At 67.5% G+C, this 18,112-nt stretch carries 21 protein-coding genes; 12 read left to right on the top strand and 9 right to left on the bottom strand.

The window, feature by feature from the left end:
- Window positions 1–115: 115 nt before the first annotated feature.
- The 7 genes from QMG28_RS13345 to rpmI form a co-directional block, all read right to left on the bottom strand.
- The gene (locus QMG28_RS13345) at window positions 116–742 is read right to left on the bottom strand and encodes a phosphoribosyltransferase (RefSeq protein WP_281842812.1); all 627 of its coding nucleotides are present in this window, start codon (window positions 740–742) and stop codon (window positions 116–118) included.
- A 42-nt stretch (window positions 743–784) separates the two neighbouring features.
- Complete coding sequence (gene pheT / locus QMG28_RS13340; protein WP_281842811.1) at window positions 785–3,196, bottom strand: phenylalanine--tRNA ligase subunit beta; 2,412 nt, start codon at window positions 3,194–3,196, stop codon at window positions 785–787.
- 4 nt (window positions 3,197–3,200) lie between these two features.
- Window positions 3,201–3,629, bottom strand: a complete 429-nt coding sequence (locus QMG28_RS13335; RefSeq protein WP_281842810.1) for a hypothetical protein — start codon at window positions 3,627–3,629, stop codon at window positions 3,201–3,203.
- Entirely contained in the window at window positions 3,626–4,699 is a 1,074-nt protein-coding gene (gene pheS, locus QMG28_RS13330; protein ID WP_281842809.1) for a phenylalanine--tRNA ligase subunit alpha, read from the bottom strand. Before pheS ends, QMG28_RS13335 begins: the two co-directional genes overlap by 4 nt.
- 70 nt (window positions 4,700–4,769) lie before the next feature.
- Window positions 4,770–6,185: a TrkH family potassium uptake protein gene (locus QMG28_RS13325; RefSeq protein WP_281842808.1), complete on the bottom strand. Its 1,416-nt coding sequence runs from the start codon at window positions 6,183–6,185 to the stop codon at window positions 4,770–4,772.
- A gap of 153 nt (window positions 6,186–6,338) precedes the next feature.
- Window positions 6,339–6,701: a 50S ribosomal protein L20 gene (rplT, locus tag QMG28_RS13320; RefSeq protein ID WP_281842807.1), complete on the bottom strand. Its 363-nt coding sequence runs from the start codon at window positions 6,699–6,701 to the stop codon at window positions 6,339–6,341.
- A gap of 13 nt (window positions 6,702–6,714) precedes the next feature.
- Window positions 6,715–6,915, bottom strand: coding sequence for a 50S ribosomal protein L35 (rpmI, locus tag QMG28_RS13315; protein WP_281842806.1), 201 nt, complete (start codon window positions 6,913–6,915; stop codon window positions 6,715–6,717).
- Window positions 6,916–7,153: 238 nt separating this feature from the next.
- Here rpmI and QMG28_RS13310 point away from each other — a divergent pair, with 238 nt between their 5' ends.
- The 3 genes from QMG28_RS13310 to QMG28_RS13300 all read left to right on the top strand — a co-directional run bounded on the left by QMG28_RS13310 (window position 7,154) and on the right by QMG28_RS13300 (window position 8,665).
- On the top strand, window positions 7,154–7,288 hold the full coding sequence (locus tag QMG28_RS13310) for an aa3-type cytochrome c oxidase subunit IV (RefSeq protein WP_281842805.1): 135 nt from the start codon (window positions 7,154–7,156) through the stop codon (window positions 7,286–7,288).
- 81 nt (window positions 7,289–7,369) lie between these two features.
- Window positions 7,370–7,969, top strand: a complete 600-nt coding sequence (locus tag QMG28_RS13305; RefSeq protein WP_281842804.1) for a hypothetical protein — start codon at window positions 7,370–7,372, stop codon at window positions 7,967–7,969.
- Between the two features lie 24 nt (window positions 7,970–7,993).
- Window positions 7,994–8,665: a hypothetical protein gene (locus QMG28_RS13300; RefSeq protein ID WP_281842803.1), complete on the top strand. Its 672-nt coding sequence runs from the start codon at window positions 7,994–7,996 to the stop codon at window positions 8,663–8,665.
- Between the two features lie 271 nt (window positions 8,666–8,936).
- On the opposite strand, the gene QMG28_RS13295 is transcribed toward QMG28_RS13300, so the two are convergent.
- On the bottom strand, window positions 8,937–9,740 hold the full coding sequence (locus tag QMG28_RS13295) for a 3-hydroxybutyrate dehydrogenase (protein WP_281842802.1): 804 nt from the start codon (window positions 9,738–9,740) through the stop codon (window positions 8,937–8,939).
- A 187-nt stretch (window positions 9,741–9,927) separates the two neighbouring features.
- On the opposite strand from QMG28_RS13295, the gene QMG28_RS13290 reads away from it, so the two are divergent.
- Genes QMG28_RS13290 through QMG28_RS13250 form a run of 9 tightly spaced genes read left to right on the top strand, consistent with a single transcriptional unit; the run spans window position 9,928 to window position 17,757 of the window.
- Entirely contained in the window at window positions 9,928–10,278 is a 351-nt protein-coding gene (locus QMG28_RS13290; protein WP_281842801.1) for a hypothetical protein, read from the top strand.
- Complete coding sequence (locus QMG28_RS13285; protein WP_281842800.1) at window positions 10,275–10,940, top strand: hypothetical protein; 666 nt, start codon at window positions 10,275–10,277, stop codon at window positions 10,938–10,940. Before QMG28_RS13290 ends, QMG28_RS13285 begins: the two co-directional genes overlap by 4 nt.
- Window positions 10,940–12,766: a V-type ATPase 116kDa subunit family protein gene (locus QMG28_RS13280; RefSeq protein ID WP_281842799.1), complete on the top strand. Its 1,827-nt coding sequence runs from the start codon at window positions 10,940–10,942 to the stop codon at window positions 12,764–12,766. Before QMG28_RS13285 ends, QMG28_RS13280 begins: the two co-directional genes overlap by 1 nt.
- Window positions 12,763–13,110, top strand: a complete 348-nt coding sequence (locus QMG28_RS13275; RefSeq protein WP_281842798.1) for an ATP synthase subunit C — start codon at window positions 12,763–12,765, stop codon at window positions 13,108–13,110. Before QMG28_RS13280 ends, QMG28_RS13275 begins: the two co-directional genes overlap by 4 nt.
- A gap of 10 nt (window positions 13,111–13,120) precedes the next feature.
- Complete coding sequence (locus QMG28_RS13270; protein WP_281842797.1) at window positions 13,121–13,417, top strand: V-type ATP synthase subunit F; 297 nt, start codon at window positions 13,121–13,123, stop codon at window positions 13,415–13,417.
- A 1-nt stretch (window position 13,418) separates the two neighbouring features.
- Entirely contained in the window at window positions 13,419–14,048 is a 630-nt protein-coding gene (locus QMG28_RS13265; RefSeq protein ID WP_281842796.1) for a hypothetical protein, read from the top strand.
- Complete coding sequence (locus QMG28_RS13260; protein WP_281842795.1) at window positions 14,045–15,763, top strand: V-type ATP synthase subunit A; 1,719 nt, start codon at window positions 14,045–14,047, stop codon at window positions 15,761–15,763. The genes QMG28_RS13265 and QMG28_RS13260 overlap by 4 nt, the downstream gene beginning before the upstream one ends.
- Window positions 15,753–17,162 (top strand): V-type ATP synthase subunit B, encoded by a 1,410-nt coding sequence (locus QMG28_RS13255; protein ID WP_281842794.1) that lies wholly within the window; start codon window positions 15,753–15,755, stop codon window positions 17,160–17,162. The genes QMG28_RS13260 and QMG28_RS13255 overlap by 11 nt, the downstream gene beginning before the upstream one ends.
- Window positions 17,155–17,757 carry a V-type ATP synthase subunit D gene (locus QMG28_RS13250; protein ID WP_281842793.1) on the top strand — a complete coding sequence of 201 codons (603 nt, stop codon included), beginning with the start codon at window positions 17,155–17,157 and terminating at the stop codon, window positions 17,755–17,757. Before QMG28_RS13255 ends, QMG28_RS13250 begins: the two co-directional genes overlap by 8 nt.
- 65 nt (window positions 17,758–17,822) lie before the next feature.
- Here QMG28_RS13250 and QMG28_RS13245 read toward each other — a convergent pair.
- Window positions 17,823–18,112: beta/alpha barrel domain-containing protein (locus tag QMG28_RS13245; protein ID WP_491850073.1), on the bottom strand; the 290-nt coding region annotated here is incomplete at its 5' end.

Here is an 18,112-nt window from a genome sequence, read left to right as displayed (position 1 = left end):
CATACCCAGAACGTTTCCGCCAATGTTGGCGTTAACTCGCGTTAAGATAGCATAAACAGGCGAGCGGCAACCGCAAATCTTTCGGGGAAAAACCGGCGGCACTTCCCCGCCCGGATCAGGCCGCGCCGATCATCTCGGCCACTGCCGCATCGGCCACCTGGTCGAAGCGCGCGTAATGGGCGCCGACCGCACCGAAGAAGGCCGGCGTTTCGAGGCATACCGCGCTGGTGCACAGCGCCTCCAGCGCCGCGAGCGTTTCGGGCGGGGCGACGGGCACGGCAAGAACGATGGCGGCCGGCTCCGCCCCCACAAGGCCCGAGAGCGCCGCGCGCATCGTCGCGCCGGTGGCGATGCCGTCATCGACGACGATCAGCGTCTTGCCCGCGCGCGGCACCGGCGCCCGCGCCCCGAGCCAGAGCCTACGGCGGGCGGCGATCTCGGCGCGCTTGCTCTCCACCGCATCGGCCAGCCGCGCTTCGGTCAGCCCGAAGCTGCGCAGCACATCGGCGTTGAACACCGGCTCCGCCCCCTCGACCACCGCCCCGGCGGCCAGTTCGGCGTTGCCCGGCACGCCGATCTTGCGCACCAGCAACAGATCGAGCGGCGCGTTCAGCCGCCGGGCGATGGGCAGGGCCACGGGCACGCCGCCCCGCGGCAGCGCAAGCACCACCGGGTCCGGCAAATCGAGCTGTGCCAGCGCCTCGGCGAGTTGCTTGCCCGCATCCTGTCGGTCTCTGAACATGGGGGCAGCATGGCACCGACGCCGAGTCGGTGCCAGTCGCTATCAGCCGCGCAGGCTGCCGCCGGTGGCCTTCGCCACCTTGTCGACGATCTTCGCCCCGACCGCCTCGATCTCGGCGTCGGTGAGGGTCTTGTCGCGCGGTTGCAGGCGCACGGTGATGGCGAGGCTCTTCTTGCCCGCCCCCATCTGCGCCTCGGCCTTCTCGCCATGGAATTCGTCGAACACCCGCACGCTCTCGATCAGCGCCTTGTCGGCCCCGGCGGCGGCGTTGACGAGGGCCAGCGCCTCGACATCCCGATCCACCACGAAGGCGAAATCGCGCTCGACCGGTTGCAGGTCGGACGCGCCGAGCGCCGGACGGGTGGCACCGGTGGATTTCGGGAAGGGCACGCGCTCGGGCCATACGGTGAAGGCCACGGCGGGGCCTTTCACACCCATCCTGTCAAGCACTTTCGGGTGCACCTCACCGAAAGTGGCGATGATGTTTTTCGGCCCGAGCCCGACACGCCCCGAGCGGCCCGGATGCCACCAGGCGGGCGCATCGCGCAGCACCATCACCTTGGCCGGCGCACCGATGGCGGCAAGCACCGCCTCGGCATCGGCCTTGGCATCGTAGACATCGACATTGCGCCGCGACCCCCACGGATCGCGCGGGGCAGAGCCGCCGACGAGCAGGCCGGCCACTTGCAGATGGCTTTCCTCCGGCTCGCCACCGTCGAAGGCGGGGCCGACCTCGAACAGCGCAAGGTCCATGAAGCCGCGCGCCTGGTTGCGGGCGGCGGCTTGCAGCAGGCCCGGCAGCAGATCGGGCCGCATATGCGACATTTCCGACGAGATCGGGTTTTCCAGCATCGTCGCATCGGCTCCGCCGCCGAACAGTTCGGCGGAGGTCTGGTCGATGAAGGAATAAGTCACCGCCTCATTATAGCCGAGCGCGGCCATGGTGCGCCGGGCCAGGCCCTCGCGCTTTTGCAGCGGCGTGAGCACGGGCTTCGGCACGCCGGTGGAGGCGCGCGTCATCGGTTTGCCGACCAGCTTGGTGAGGCTGGCGATGCGCGCCACCTCTTCCACAAGGTCGGCCTCGCCCAGCACATCGGGGCGCCACGAGGGCACATGGGCCATATCGCCGTCCAGCCTGAAGCCCAGCGCCTGCAGCGTGCGGCGCTGTTCCTCGGCGGGAATATCCATGCCGACGAGCGATTGCACACGGTCGGTGTCGAGCTTGTAGGCGCGGTCGGTATCCGGCACCTCGCCGGCCACCACCACGCTCGACGGCGCGCCGCCGCACAGCTCCATGATCATCTGCGTCGCCAGCTCGATCGCGGGGGCGTTGAAGCCCGGGTCGATACCGCGTTCGTTGCGGTAGCGGGCGTCGGAATTGATCTTCAGCGCACGGCCGGTCTTGGCGATCTGGATATTGTCCCAGACGGCGGCTTCGAGGAACACATTCGTCGTCTCCTCGGTGCAGCCGGTGCGCAGCCCCCCCATGATCCCGGCAATGCTCTCGATCTCTTCGTCATCCGAGATCACCACCGCGCCTTCGGGGAAGGTATATTCCTTCTCGTCGAGACCCACGAGCGTTTCGCCACCCTTGGCGCGGTGCACGCGGAGATTGCCGCGCACCTTGTCGGCGTCGAACACGTGGAGCGGGCGGTTCATGTCATAGGTGAAGAAGTTGGTCACATCGACCAGCGCCGAAATCGGACGCAACCCGATGGCGCGCAGGCGCTGTTGCAGCCAGTCCGGCGAGGGGCCGTTCTTCACGCCCTTGATCAGCCGGCCCATGAACACCTCGCAACCATCGGTGCGGGTATCGTCGTCGATGGTGACGGTGATCGGGCATTCGAAGGTGCCGGGCACATTGGCCGTCTTCTCCGGCTTCAGCGTGCCGAGGCCGCGCGCCGCAAGGTCTCGCGCCACACCGCGCACGCCGAGCGCATCGGGGCGGTTCGGCGTGATGGCGATCTCGATCACCGGGTCGACCTTCTCGGGCCGGTTCTGCGCCATCCAGGCGGCGAAGCTCTGGCCGACCTCGCCCGAGGGCAGCTCGATGATGCCGCTATGCTCGTCCGACAATTCCAGCTCGCGCTCCGAGGCCATCATGCCGTGGCTCTCGACGCCACGGATCTTGCCGACGCTGAGCGTCACGTCGATGCCGGGCACATAATCGCCGGGCTTGGCGACAACCACGGTGATCCCCTCGCGCGCGTTCGGCGCACCGCAGACGATCTGCTTGTCGCCCTCGTCAGTCTCGACGATGCACACGCGCAGACGGTCAGCGTCAGGGTGCTGGACGGCGGATTTGACGCGGCCAAGGGTGAAGCCCTCAAGCGTGGCCAGCGGGTTCTCGATGCCCTCGACTTCGAGGCCGAGATCGGTCAGCGCCTCGGCGATCTCGTCCACGGAGGCCGTGGTGTCGAGGTGGTCTTTCAGCCAGGAGAGTGTGAATTTCATTTCTCTATCCTATGATTCTGAGGAGCCCAGCGAATGCCACCGAGAACACCGCCATCATCATTGAAAGAAAGACGGCGTTGGGAAATCTGAAGGCTTGCCCGTTGTCGAACACCAGACGTCGCGAACCATCGAGCATCATGAACACAATGCTTGCGAGTGAGCCAATGCCGAAACTTAGCGCTATCCTAGCCCAGTTTGCCGCACTCTCCGAAATCGGACCAGCTATCGTGCCGAAATTGGAAGCAAGCAGGTTGATCGTAAAGATCGAGACAACAGCGTATGCCCCAAGCTCTGTAGCCAAGATCTGTTTGGCTGTCTTCTTCGGCGCGAATAGATACTGAGAGGCATTTGCTATCGAGAACCCGACCGCCATGGCAGCCGCGTTTCTCGCGTAGTCCGCACCCTCGGGCGTGGCGATGAAACTCGTGCTCACCGGCTCAACCCACCCCGCATCGTCGGCATATCCAGCGCGCTGAACCCGTAGTGCTTCAACCACCGCAAATCCGAGTCAAAGAACGCCCGCAAATCCGGGATGCCATACTTAAGCATCGCCAGCCGGTCGATCCCGATCCCGAACGCAAAGCCCTGCCATTCGTTCGGGTCCACGCCGGCGGCTTCCAGCACCTTCGGGTGCACCATGCCGGAGCCGAGGATTTCCATCCAGTCGTCGCCCTCGCCCACATGCAGCTTGCCGTCTTCCCACGAGCAGCGCAGGTCGACCTCGGCGGAGGGTTCGGTGAACGGGAAATGCGAGGCGCGGAAGCGCAGTTCCACCTCGTCGACCTCGAAAAAGGCGCGGCAGAATTCCTCCAGCGTCCACTTGAGGTTCGCCATCGAGATGTCTTTGCCAATCGCCAGCCCCTCGACCTGATGGAACATCGGCGTGTGGGTCTGATCGTAATCCGACCGATACACCCGCCCCGGCGCGATCACGCGGATCGGCGCGCCATGCTCCAGCATCGCGCGGATCTGCACCGGCGAGGTATGGGTGCGCAGCACATGCGGCGGGCGGTTATCGCCCTCGGCGCGGTGCATGTAGAACGTGTCGAATTCCTGCCGCGCCGGGTGGTGCGGCGGGATGTTGAGCGCGTCGAAATTGTGCCAGTCGTCTTCGATCTGCGGCCCTTCGGCGACGGAGAAGCCCATATCGGCGAAGATCGTAGTGACTTCTTCGGTAACCTGCGAAACCGGGTGGATCGTGCCTGCCGGGCGGGGCCGCGCCGGCAGGGTCACGTCGAGCCATTCCGTCTTCAGCCGTTCATCCAGAGCCGCATCGCCCAGCGCCTCTTTCTTGGCCGCCAGCGCCGCGTTAATCTCATCCTTCAGGGCGTTCAGCTTCGGGCCCATGACCTGCCGTTCCTCCGGCGTCATCTTGCCCAGCTCGCGCATCGCCAGCGCCACTTCGCCCTTCTTGCCCACGGCGGCGACGCGGATCTCTTCCAGCGCCGCTTCGCTGTCGGTCCCGGCAATCGCGTCCAGATATTTCTGCCTCAGATCGTCCATCCCGGCTTCCTCAATTCAGGTTCGAGGCTTGCTAACGCAGCTTGTCCAGCGCCACAAGGCTTTGCGCGGCTCAGAGCGCCCGCCAGAAGGCCGGGGTGAACAGCACGAAGACGGTGAGCATTTCCAGCCGGCCCGCATACATCGCGAAGGCGAGGACGGATTTGGCGAAGTCGGGGAGCGTGGCGAAATTGCCCGCCGGGCCGACGATTTCGCCCACGCCGGGGCCGACATTGGCCACCGCCGTCAGCGCGGCGGAGAGCGCGGTGAGCGTGTCGAGCCCCTCGAAATCGAGGATGATCGCCACCACGCCCACGGTGAGCACGTAGAAAAAGAAGAACGAGACCACGCCCGAAAGCACATCGTCCGAGACCGCGCGGCCCTCGTAGCGGGTGACGAACACGCCATGCGGCAGGTTGATCGCGCGCACCCGGTCCTTCACCGCGCGAAACAGGATCAGCCAGCGCATCGCCTTCGCCCCGCCCGCGGTCGAGCCGGTGCAGCCGCCGACCGGCGTCAGCACGAAGAAGGCGACGGCAAAGACCGGCCCCCATGTGAGGTAGTCGGCGGTGGCATAGCCGGTGGTGGTGACGACCGACACAACGTTGAACGCCACCAGCCGCAGGGCCACGGCAAGCGGCACCGCATCGGCCCAGGCGAGCCAGACGGTGAGCAGCAGGATCACCACGGCGACGCTGCCCAGAAAGGCCGTCACCTGTTCGGAATGAAAGGTCCGCCGGGTATAGACGCGGATATACCACACGAAGGGCAGCCCGCCCGCCAGCATGAACAGCGTCGCCGACCATTGCAGGAACGGGCTGGTGAAATGACCAAAGGAGGCATCGTAGTTGGAATAACCGCCGGTGGAGAGCGTGGTCATCGCATGGGTCGTGGCATCGAAGGGCGACATGCCGCCGGCCCAGTAGGTGATCGCCGCCAGCAGAACGAGGCCCAGATAGATCGTCAGCGTGGCAAGGGCATAGGCCGCGGCTGTGCGCAGTTCCTTCTCGCCCTTTTCCGAGCTTTCGGTGCGGTAAAGCTGCATCCCGCCCACCCGCAGCATCGGCAGCAGCGCCATGCCGGTGACAACGAAGCCGACGCCGCCCAGCAATTGCAACAGCGCCCGCCAGAACAGGATGCCGCGCGGCGTGTCGTCGAGCCCGCTCATCACCGTCGATCCGGTGGTGGTGATGCCCGACATCGCCTCGAAGATCGCATCCACCGGATCAAGCGCCCAGACCCATAACGGCAACGCGCCGACAAGCCCGGCGACCAGCCAGATCGAGGCGGTGAGCAGAAAGGCGTGAAGCCGGTCGAGCCGCGCCTTGGCGCTGCGGGTGGCGATCATCACGAAGAGGCCCACCGCCCCGGCCAGCACGGCGGCGGTGAGGAACACACCCGCCGTGGCCGGAAACAGCGCCGCGTCGGCCGCCATCAGCACCGCCGCGAACAGGATCACGGCCCCATTGACGAAGATGACGATGCTCATCGGCTCCCCGCGCGACCCGTCACCGGACCGCCGTCACGCCGATCCGCAGGCCCACCATTATACGGTGGCGGCAGGAGGGCAATGGGCCATGCCGAAACGAAAATGCGCCGGCACTTAAGGCCGGCGCATCCCGAAATCACTCTGCCGCCCGGATCAGGCCAGCGCGGCTTTCGCCTTGTCGACGATGGCGCCGAAGGCTTCCGGCTCGTTCACGGCGAGATCGGCGAGCACCTTGCGGTCCACCTCGATCCCGGCATTGCCGAGGCCGTTGATGAAGCGCGAATAGGTCAGCGCCTCGTCATGAGCGCGCACGGCGGCGTTGATCCGCTGGATCCACAGCGCGCGGAAGTTGCGCTTGCGCTGCTTGCGGTCGCGGGTCGCATATTGATTGGCCTTGTCGACGGCCTGGGTCGCGGTCTTGAAGTTGCGCGAACGGGCGCCGTAATAGCCTTTCGCGGCCTTCAGGACTTTCTTGTGACGGGCGTGGGTCGTGGTTCCACCTTTAACGCGGGACATGTCTCAAGCCTCCTTAGCGCGAATAGGGCATCATCGGCTTGATGATCTGCTCATCAGCCTTCGACAACAGGGTCGTCCCCCGCGCCTGGCGGATGAACTTCTTGTGACGCTTGATCATGCCATGGCGCTTGCCGGCCTGGCCCGTCTTGACGCGGCCAGAGGCCGTCATGCTGAACCGCTTCTTGCAGCTCGACTTGGTCTTCATCTTGGGCATTTCGGTCTCCTTGCGAGGTTACCAGAATAGCGCGACTCGGCATGCCACATCGGCCGGCCGCGCGGTTGAAGTCGGGCGTATAGGCCGGATCGCCCAGGGTGGCAAGGGAAAATCAGCGCCTGCGCCCTGTCTGCCACGCCTGCGACTCAGGGGGCATCCGGGGCCGTGACAGGGCGCGACAAATCGTCTAAGCGTCGATTGATATCACGACCACGCAAAGATGGTTAGGGAGAAAGATATGGCTGAACATCAACACGGCACGATGGATACCCGCGTGCAGGAAAAGACCTACGAGGGTTTCATCAAGATCACGGTGCGTTCCGTCATCGCGATCTTCGCGATTCTCATCTTCATGGCGATCTTCAACGCCTGATCTCGGCGTCCGGGGCGCGCGCGCCTGCGCCTCCGCTCCGGATGTCACACAGTTTTTGAATTACCGGGGTATGCTGCCGCTATGAGACGCATTTTCGTTCTGCTCACCCTCCTTCTCGGTCTTGCCGCCTGCGGCAGCGCCGAATCCGTCTGGGCGCCGGACGAGGCCGTCGAACGCGCGCGCTTCTCCACCTCCGGCCCGCCGACGCTGACGCTGTTCACCGTCATCAACGAACGTTCCGGCAATGGCGGCCATGCGGCGCTGATGGTGTCGGCCCCGTCGGAACGGGTGCTGTTCGATCCGGCCGGCAGCTTTCATCACCCCCGCCTGCCCGAGCGCAACGACGTGGTCTTCGGCATGACCGACCCGGCGGTCGATTTCTACATCGACTACCATTCGCGCACGACCTGGCGCGTGGTGCGGCAGGATCTGGTGGTGCCCGCCGCCGTGGCCGAGCAGGCGCTGCGCGCGGTGCAGGAATACGGCGCGGTGCCAAAGGCGTTCTGCGCCAATTCGATATCGACGGTCCTGCGCGGGCTGCCCGGCTTCGAAGGCTTCAAGGTGTCGATGTTCCCCGAGAACGTTCAGGCCGAGTTCGCCCAGTACCAGGGCGTGGTGCGCCGCGAATATCACGACATGGACCCGGACAATAACGGCGAAATCCTCGCGCGCGGCATCTGACCGCGCCGGGGCCTGTGCCGCCCGATGATCGTTTCGCACACCCGCAAACTCATCTTCATCAAGACAAAGAAGGTCGGCGGCTCATCGTTCGAGATGGCTCTGTCGGCCTTTTGCGGGCCGGATTGCGTCATCACCCCGCTTGGCTGGGGCGATGAAAAGGCCCGGCAGGCGCTCGCCGGGCGCGGCGCGCAGAATTTCGAAAATACACGTTGGCCGGATGGCTCCGTGAGCGCGGGCGGTTTCGTGGCGCACGAGACCGCGCCAAGCCTGAAAGCCCGCATCCCCGCTGCGATCTGGCGGGATTATCGCAAGATCACCATCTGGCGGAACCCGTTCGACGCGGTGATCTCGCGCTATTACTGGCGGCGGCGCACCCTGCCCGGACTCGATTTCGGCGCCTTCGTGGCGCAAAACCCCGATCTGATCGACGTGAACACCGAGATCGCGCCGCTCTCCGGCCCGGCCCGGCTCGACACCTATCTGGCCTATGAAAACCTCGAAGCCGAGCTTGCCGCGATCGGCCTTGGCGATGTCTGGGAGGTCTTTCGCGGGCTCAGCGCCAAGGGCCAGTCGCGCCCGAAAGAGGGCGCATCGGTGGCGGAGATCTACGCGCAATTCCCCGGCGCGGCAGCGGCGGTGGCGCGCGCCTGCGCCGAAGAGATCGCCCATTTCGGCTACGACCTGCCCGCAAGCTGAAGAAGTCCTGTTGGTGGGGAATGCCCCGGCGTCAGCCACCCGACCGCGCCGTAGGGAGGAGAAGAGCGGTTGGCCGGGTGGCGTGACGTGTCCCATGGAAGGAAAGGGAACGCGGCCCGTGGGCCTTATGCCTCCAGCGTCACCCGCCGTCGCGGCAAAGGCAAGCACGCGCCGCCCCTCGCATGCTGCGATGCAGCAAGCGCCCGGATTTTGGGCGCGATTTCCGCCCCCGCGCCCTTTGCGGCGGCACAAATCCGATAGCGCGGCCCGGCTATTGCGCCGTCCAGCCGCCATCGACGGGGATCGTGGTGCCGGTCACGTTATGGGCGATCGGATGGCACAGCCACAGCGCCAGAGCACCGATCTCGTCGGTTGAGGTCATACGCAGGCTCGGTTGCTTCTCGCTCAGCAGATCGGCCACACCCGCCGCCCTGTCGCCACCATGGTCCGCGGCGCGGGCCTGGATCTGCGGCTCGATCAGCTCGGTCTCGGTCCAGCCCGGCGCGATGCAGTTGACCGTGACGCCGCCGCTCTCGCGATTGCCCGCCGCCGCATATTCCAGCGCCGCCACCTTGCTCAGCCCGACCAGCCCGAACTTGGCCGACACGTAAGGCGCCTTGTTCACCGAGGCCACCAGCCCATGCACACTGGCGATGTTGACCACCCGGCCATAGCCGCGCCCGGCCATCGCGGGCATGGCGAGGCGCATGGTGTGGAAGGCGGCCGACAGGTTGACCCCGATCACCGCATCCCATGTTGCCGCATCGGCATCGGCCAGACTCACGGTTTTCTGAATCCCGGCATTGTTGACGAGAATATCGACGCCGCCCCAATCGGCCAGTTCCGCCATCATCGCTTCGATCGCCGCCACGTCGCGCAGATCGGCATCGAAAAACCGCGCCTCGGGCGCACCGGCGGCGGTCACGGCCTCCAGCGCTTCGGCGGCTTGCTCTGGCGTCGCCAGCCCGTGCACGGCAATCCGCGCGCCCGCGCCGGCCAGCGCCTTCGCCACTCCCAGCCCGATACCCTGCACCGAGCCGGTCACCAGCGCCGTCTTTCCTGCGAGATCGTTCATATCCGCCGCTCCTCTGGCTGCGCATCCGCTTGCGCCTTTCTAGGCATGCCGGAGGCAAAACGGTAGGGGCCATGCCCGTACCGGTGCAGATCCGCACCGAACCGCCCTGACGGGCCATTTCTCTGCGCCAGATCAAGGCAATGCAGGGTGATTCCCATGAAACTTGCGGCTGTGGGGAGGAATGGTCATGAAAGAGGTTGATCCTCGTCTTGCGGCAGCGGACAGCGGCACCGGCAACATCGCCCGTGTGCTCGACGGCGAAAAGGCCGCCGATGCGCGTCTTGCCGAGGGGCGGCAGGCGGCGGAGGCAATCCGTCAGGCCGCCCATGCGCAGGAACATCGCATAGAGGCGCGCACCGACCGGCGCGTTCAGGCGCTTCATGCCGGCATGCAGCGGCAGATCGAGGCCGACCGGGCCGAGCTCGCCGCCGCCTTCGACGCGGAACGGCAGGATCACGAGGCGGATGTGGCCGCCGCCGATATTTCAGCCGCCGCCCTCAGGCTCGCGCGCCGTCTCGTGGGGCTCGACACATCATGAGACAGGCCGGTTTCGCATATGCCCATGTCCGCCTGCAGGCCCGCCTCGCCAGCGTTCCTTCGCCTGCGGACTGGCAGATGATCGAAACCAGCCGCGATTTTTCGCAATGCCTCGACGCGGCAAGCCGCACCTCGCTCGCGGGCATCGTCGCCCGGCTTGGCCGCGAGAGCAGCCGGGCCGCCACCGAGGAGGCGCTGCGGCAGGCCTGGGCCGAAACGGTGGACCGCGTCGCCACCTGGGTGCCGCCCGCCTGGCAACCGGCGCTGCGCTGGTTCGCCCTGCTGCCGCATCTTCGCGTGATCGAAGCCGGGATGCCGCCACCGCTCGACGGCAGCCCCGAACTGGCGGAACAGATGGCGCGGGGCGCGACGATCTCGCAGGCCTGGCGCGCGGGGTTTGCCACCCGCCTCCCGGCCCGCGATCCGGCAATGGATACGGCGCTCGCTCCGCTGTTCGCCCGGTTCCTCGAAGGCCAGCCCAGCCCCGCCAGCGAAACCGCCGCGCTGTGGCAGCACCTCGATCGCGTCTTTCGCCGGCAGGCGCAAGAGCCGGTGGCGGCGTTGGCCTGGCTCGGCCTGATGGCCCTTGTCTTCGAGCGGCTGCGTGGTGCCTTGCTGCGTGCGCTGCTGTTTCCGGCCCGGGCGCCGGCGGAGGCAGGCTGATGCTGAGACCACGCGCCACCCACTGGTTCGAGCTGCTCACCGGCCGCGACCAGTTCGCCCTGACGATGCAGACGCTGGCCGCCACCGGCGCAGCCCAGCTCGAAACCCGGCCGCTCGACGGGTCCGAGCCGGTCCTGCCCCGGCTCGACGATTTCTTCACCGCCTTCGGGGCGCTCGAAGCCGAATATGGCCGCTACTGGCCCGAGGAGCGCGGCCATGCCGGGCTGGTGCTGGAAAACCCCATCGCGCTGCTGGACGACACGCTGACCCGGCTTGAAGCCTGGGTCGACGAGGCCGATCCGGTCGTGTCGAGCCTGCGCGCCTGCGAGGCCCGGCAGGGCGAGTTGGCGCTGGTGGCCCGGCTCGTCGAGGCGGTGGATGCCGGCACGCCGCTGGCACAATTCTCCGGCCACCGGAGCGATCTGCTCCATCACCGGATCTACTATCTGTCCGACGCCGATACCGAGATCGGCGAGATCGGCGACGCGCTGCTGCATGTCTTCCCGTCGCAGGACGGGGCCTTTGCCATCATCATCGCCACGCCCGAGGATATTCCGCAGGTCGAGGCCCGGATGGGCATGCTGGCGGCAACGCCGGTGCCGCTGCCCGATTTCCTGCCCGAAGAGCAGGCCGCCTATGCCGCGCAGGTGCAGGCCGAGATTGCCGAAACCGAAAGCGCCTGCCGCGAGGGCCATGCCGCGCTCGACCGGCTGGCCGCGCAAACCGATCTCAAGGGGCTGCTCAACCGTGTGGCGGTGCTCGAATGGCTGCAGGAAAACTCCGGCGACATCAGCGCCACCCGGCACATGATGCGGATCACCGGCTGGACCCGCTCCGCCGACGGGGCCGAGCTGCGCGCGGCACTCGACCGGGCGAAGGTGGATTACGCCCTCAGCCTCGACAGCGCCGTCGCCGGCAACCCGCCGATGGTGCTCGACAACCCGTGGTGGCTGAAGCCCTTCGAGTTCTTCCCCCGCCTCCTCGGCGTGCCCGCCGACCATGACATAGACCCCTCGCTGCTCACCGCTTTCATCGCGCCGCTGCTGTTCGGCTTCATGTTCGGCGATGTCGGTCAGGGCGCGGTGCTGCTGGTGGCGGGGCTGGTGCTCTCGCGCCGGATCCCGATGCTCTTCCTGCTGGTGCCGGGCGGCGCGGTGGCGATGGTGTTCGGGCTGCTGTTCGGCTCGGTCTTCAGCCTCGAACATGTGGTGCCCGCGCTCTGGGTCCATCCGCTTGACGAGCCGATCACCCTGCTCGTGGCGGCGCTGGGGATCGGCGTGGCGCTGCTCCTTCTCGGCCTCGCGCTCGATTTCGTCCAGGCCGTCTGGCACCGGCAGGGCCTGCACTGGCTGGCCGGATATGGCGGGCTGTCGCTGGCCTATCTTGGCCTGCTGGGCGCGTGGTTTGTCCCGGTGCTCGCCTGGGGCCTGCCGCTGGGGCTGGTGCTCACCGCCGCGGGCGCGCGGGGCGAAACGGGCTGGAGCCTGTCCGCCGCCGGCGCCGCTTTGGCCGAATTCGTCGAGGCGATGATGCGCCTGCTCGTCGCCACCGTGTCGTTCTCGCGGGTCGGGGCCTTTGCTCTGGCCCATGCCGGGCTGTCCGCCGCCATCGTCGGCGTGGCCGAGGCCCTGCCCGGGCCCGGCTTCTGGATCGCCCTGCTGATCGGCAACATCATCATCCTGGCACTCGAAGGATTGGTCACCGCCATCCAGACGACGCGCCTGATCCTGTTCGAGTTCTTCATCCGGTTTTTCCGGGCGGAGGGGCGGGAGTTTCGCCCGCTATCTGCCCCGCGATCTCACTTCAACGAGGGAACCTCATCATGAAACGCTCCATCGCACCCCTGATCGGGCTGATCGCCCTGGCCGTGCCGGTCGCAATCGCGCTCACCTATCTCTGGGTCAATCCCGCCATCGCGCAGGAGGCCGAGGCGGCCTCTGCCGCCATCGTCTCGCCCCATGCCGGGCTGGCGATGATCGGCGCCGCTATCGCCGCCGGCCTCGCCTCGCTCGGCGCAGCCTATGCCGTGGCGATGGTCGGCAGCGCCGCCGTTGGCGCGATGACCGAAAAGCCCGAACTGCTCGGCCGGCTGCTGATCCTCGTCGGCCTTGCCGAAGGGATCGCCATCTACGGCCTGATCGTGGCCGTGCTGATCCTCAACACGGTGTGAGGCACCGGATATGCGCGACGTGATCTTCATAGGCGACGCGGTGACGGCGGCGGGGTTCCGGCTGGCGGGCGTGCCAAGCTACGTGCCCGAGGAGGGCGCGCTCGACGCGCTTGTCGGTGAGCTGGCGCGCGACGCAATGGTGCTGATGATGACCGCCGAAACGCTGGCGGCCCTGCCTGGCCCCGTGGCGCAGGCGCTGGAAACCGGCGATGATCCGCTGCTGGCGATCGTGCCCGATGCACGCGGCAGCATTGCGGTGCCGGATATCGAAACCGAGGTGCGCCGGGCGCTGGGAATCGAGGTGTGAGATGGCGGATGAACGGCACACGGACCGCGCCGAAGCGCTGATCGCCCGGATCGAGGCCGCGACGGCGCAGGAAGTGCAGCGGATACACCGCGAGGCGGAGGCGGCCGGCGCCGTGTTGGTGGCCAGGGCCCATGCCCGCGCCCGCAAGCGGATGCATGACGAGATCGGCGCGCTGCGCCGGGCGCGCGACGAGGCCCGGCGGCACGAGAAAGCCCGGCTCGACACGGCCCGGCGGCAAGTGCGCCAGCGCGAGGCGAGCCGCCTGATCGAAACCGGCCTGCCGGCGCTGGAGGCCGCCTTTGCCACGCTTTGGGCCGATCCCGAAACGCGCGAGGGCTGGGCACAGGCGGCGGTGGCGATGGCCGCGCGCCGGCTGATCCCCGGCGCCTGGGTGATCGAGCACCCCGCAGGCTGGGACAAGGCCGAACTGCAAAGCATCGCCAAGGCGGCGAAGGCGGCCTGCGGCACTGCGCCGGAGTTGCGCGCCGATGCCGATCTGGCGGCGGGCCTGCGCATCCGCGACGGCGCTGTCTGCCTCGACGCCACCACCGCCGCCCTGATGGATAACCCGCAGGAGCTTGGCGCGCGGCTGCTCGCCGAGATCGAACGCGACGGGGAGGACGCAACATGACGCATGGGCTCATCACCTCCGTGGCCGGGCCGGTCATCAAGGCCCGGCGGGACGGCCCGATCACCCTCGGCGAAGCGGTGCGCGTCGGCCATGATGCGCTGCTGGGCGAGGTGGTGCGGCTGTCATCGACCGAGATGACCGCGCAGGTTTACGAAGACACCACCGGCCTTGCCCCCGGCGACATGCTCACCGGCACCGGGGCGCCGCTGTCGGTGCGGCTCGGCCCGCATCTGCTGGGCCATATCTTCGACGGGCTGTTGCGCCCGCTGCGCCATGACCTCGCCCCGGTGAGCTATGACGTGGAGCATATGGTCAATCCCGGCGACCGGGTCAGCGCGGGCCAGAAGCTCGCCCGCGTGAGCGGCCCGGCGAAAGACCAGTTCATCCTCGTCCCCGCCGGGGTGGCGCAGGCCGAGGTGGCCAGCATCGAGTCCGGCAGCTACGCCAGGGACGACAGCGTCGCCATTCTGCGCCTGCCCGATGGCAGCGAACGCGAGATCGCGCTCACCCACACCTGGCCGGTGCGCCAGCCGCGCCCGGTGCGGCACCGCCTGCCCGCCGATACCGCGATGGTCACCGGCCAGCGCATCCTCGACAGCCTGTTCCCGGTGGCGCGCGGCGGCCGGGCCGCCATTCCCGGCGGTTTCGGCACCGGCAAGACGGTGCTGCAGGAAACCCTCGCCAAGTGGTGCGATGCCGATGTGATCGTCTATGTCGGCTGCGGCGAGCGCGGCAACGAGATGGCCGAGGTGCTGCACGAGTTTCCGGCGCTGGAAGACCCGCGCACCGGGCGGCCACTGATGGAGCGCACGGTGATCGTCGCCAACACCTCCAACATGCCCGTCGCCGCGCGCGAAGCCTCGATCTATACCGGGGCGACGGTGGGCGAGTATTTCCGCGATCAGGGCTTCAACGTCGCGCTGATGGCGGATTCCACCTCCCGCTGGGCCGAGGCGCTGCGCGAGGTGTCGGGCCGGCTGGGCGAGCTGCCCTCCGAAAGCGGCTACCCGGCCTATCTGTCGTCGCGGATGTCGGAATTCTACGAGCGTGCCGGGCGGGTCGAAACGCTGGGCGGCGGCGAGGGATCGCTGACGATCATCGGCGCGGTCAGCCCGCCCGCCGGGGATTTCTCCGAGCCGGTGACCAGCCACACCAAGCGCTTCGTGCGCTCCTTCTGGGGGCTCGACCGTGGCCGGGCGCAGGCCCGGTTCTACCCGGCGATCCACCCGCTGCAGAGCTATTCCGAAGACGCCGCCGGACTCACCGGCTGGTGGACGGCGCATGGCAACCCGAAATGGCCCGAACAGCGTGGCCGCGTGCTCGACCTGCTCGAAGCGCAGGCCGAACTGGAACGCATGGCGCGGATCGTCGGCAAGGACGCGATGCCGCCGGGCCAGCAGCTCACCCTGCTCTGCGCCGACCTCGTCGACGATGCCTTTCTGCGCCAGTCGGCATTTTCCGAGATGGACCGCACCTGCTCGCCCGAAAAGCAAACCGCCATGCTCTCGGTGCTGATGCAATTCTTCGACCGGGCCACCGCCGCCGTCGCCCGCGGGGCCGATGTGCAGGCGATTGCCGAACTGCCGGTCTATCGGCGGGTGTCGCGGATGGGCGAAGAGATCGCCGATGGCGATCTCGACGCCTTCGTCGCGCTCACCGCCGAGATCGACGCCGCCATTGGCGGCCTGAAACTGGAGGGACAGGATGAGCTTTGAACTGCGCGCAACCGGCTCCGTCACCGCCATCGAAGGCCCGCTCCTGTTTCTCAAACGGGTGGTGAAGGCGGGGCTTGGCGAGGCGGTCGAGGTCGAGGCGGCGGATGGCGGGGTGCGCCCCGGCCGGATCGTCGCGCTCGACGAAGACCGGATCGTGGTGGAGCTGCTGGAAAACACCGCCGGCCTCGGCATCGACGATGTGGTCGTGCGCTTCCGCGGCGAGCCGATGACCATGGCGCTCGGCCCCGGCCTGCTTGGCCGCGTCTTCGACGGCGTGGGCCGCCCCCGCGATGGCGGCGCGCCGGTGCCCGCGATGGTGCGCAAGCGCGTCGATACCGGCACGATCAACCCCGCCTTGCGCGGGCTGCCGCAGGACTTCATCGAAACCGGGGTATCGTCCATCGACATCCTCAACAGCCTCGTGCGCGGGCAGAAGCTGCCGATCTTTTCCGCCGGCGGGCTGCCGCATGACCGGCTCGCCGCCGGCATCGCCCAGACCGCCCGGCTGCGCGGCGAGGGGGCCGAGGGCTTTGCCGTGGTCTTCGCCGGGATCGGCATTTCCTACGATTCCGCCGAGGCGTTCCGCACCGCGATGGAAAAATCCGGGGCGCTGGAACATACCGCGATGTTTCTCAACCTCGCCTCCGAACCCTCCGCCCAGCGCCTGCTGACCCCGCGCTATGCGCTGACGGCGGCGGAATACCTCGCCTTCGAGGAAGGCCGGCACGTGCTGGTGATCCTCACCGACATGACGAATTATTGCGAGGCGCTGCGCGAGGTCTCGGCCAGCCACGGCGAAATTCCGTCGCGCAAGGGCTACCCCGGCTACATGTATTCCGACCTCGCCACCATCTTCGAGCGCGCCGGTCTGGTCGAGGGCAAGCCGGGCACGCTCACCCAGGTGCCGATCCTGACCATGCCCGCCGACGATATCAGCCACCCGATCCCCGATCTCACCGGCTACATCACCGAAGGCCAGATCGTGCTCGACCGCGCGCTGGAACACAAAGGGATCTACCCGCCGGTCAACGTGCTGCCGTCGCTGTCGCGGCTGATGGATCAGGGGATCGGCGAGGGCTACACCCATCCCGATCACCCGGCGCTCGCGCAACAGCTTTTTTCCAGCTATGCCCGCGCCACGCGGGTGCGGGTGCTGTCCAGCGTCGTCGGGCGCGACGGGCTGACGGATGTGGACCGGCTCTATCTCGATTTCGGCAACACCTTCGAAGATCGCTTCGTCCACCACGAAGAGATGCGCCCCTTCGAGGCCAGCTTCGCGATCGGCTGGGAGATGCTGGCGATGCTGCCGGAGCGGGAGCTTTCGCGGCTGTCGGACAAGCAGATCGCCCGCCATATCGCGCCGCTGCGGGAAACCGCCGGGGAGGCCACCGATGGTTGACGTCATTCCCACACGGGGCGCGGCGCTCTCGCTCGCGGAGGACCAGCGGTTTCTCGAAAACGGCTACGAATTTCTCGATGAAAAGCGGATGCTGCTCGCCTCGACGCTGCTGGAGGAACTGGCCGCGTGGCGCGCCGCGTCGGCCGAGTACGATGCCGCGATGCAAACCGCGGTGGCAACGCTGAAATCGGCGCTGGGGCGGCATGGCTTCGACAGCCTTGCGCTTTACCCGACGGGCGACGGCGCGGCAGACGGGCTGGCGCTCACCAGCCGCAATTTCCTCGGCCTCGGCCTGCTGCAACCCGTCATGGCGAGTTGGGAGCCGCCAAAGCCGATGCCCGCGCCCGATGCCTCCGACGCCGCCGAAGCCTGCCGCAGCGCCTTTGCCGCGCTGGTGCCGCTCGCGATCCGCACCGCGCTTCACCGGCGCAATATCCTGCGGCTGATCCGCGAATACCGCGCCACCGAGCGCCGCGCGCGGGCGCTGGAAAACGTGATCCTGCCGGAAACCGTCGCCACGCTCAACGCGGTGACGGAATATCTCGATCAGAGCGATCAGGAGGAAGCCCTGCGCATCCGCAACGCGCGGACCTGAACGCCCCCAAACAAAACGCCCCGGCCGCCTGGCCGGGGCGTTCGCTTGCTAGGGAAAGGCCGGGGTCAGCCCTTGCCCTTCAGATCGTTGTAGAGCTGGAATGCCTGCCCGGGTTTCTCCAGATCGTGCACCACCGCCGATACCGCCTGGATCATCGCAACCGGGTCTTCCGCCTGGAAGATGTTGCGCCCCATATCGACACCCAGCGCCCCCTGGTCGATCGCCTTATACGCCATGTCCAGCGCCTCGAGCTCCGGCAGCTTCTTGCCGCCCGCGATCACGATCGGAACCGGGCAGCCCGCCGTCACCCGCTCAAACCCCTCCTCGACGTAATAGGTCTTCACATATTGCGCCC

It is taken from the genome of Sinisalibacter aestuarii, from assembly GCF_027923545.1.
GTDB lineage: Bacteria > Pseudomonadota > Alphaproteobacteria > Rhodobacterales > Rhodobacteraceae > Sinisalibacter > Sinisalibacter aestuarii.
This window is presented reverse-complemented; position numbering and strand designations above follow the sequence as displayed.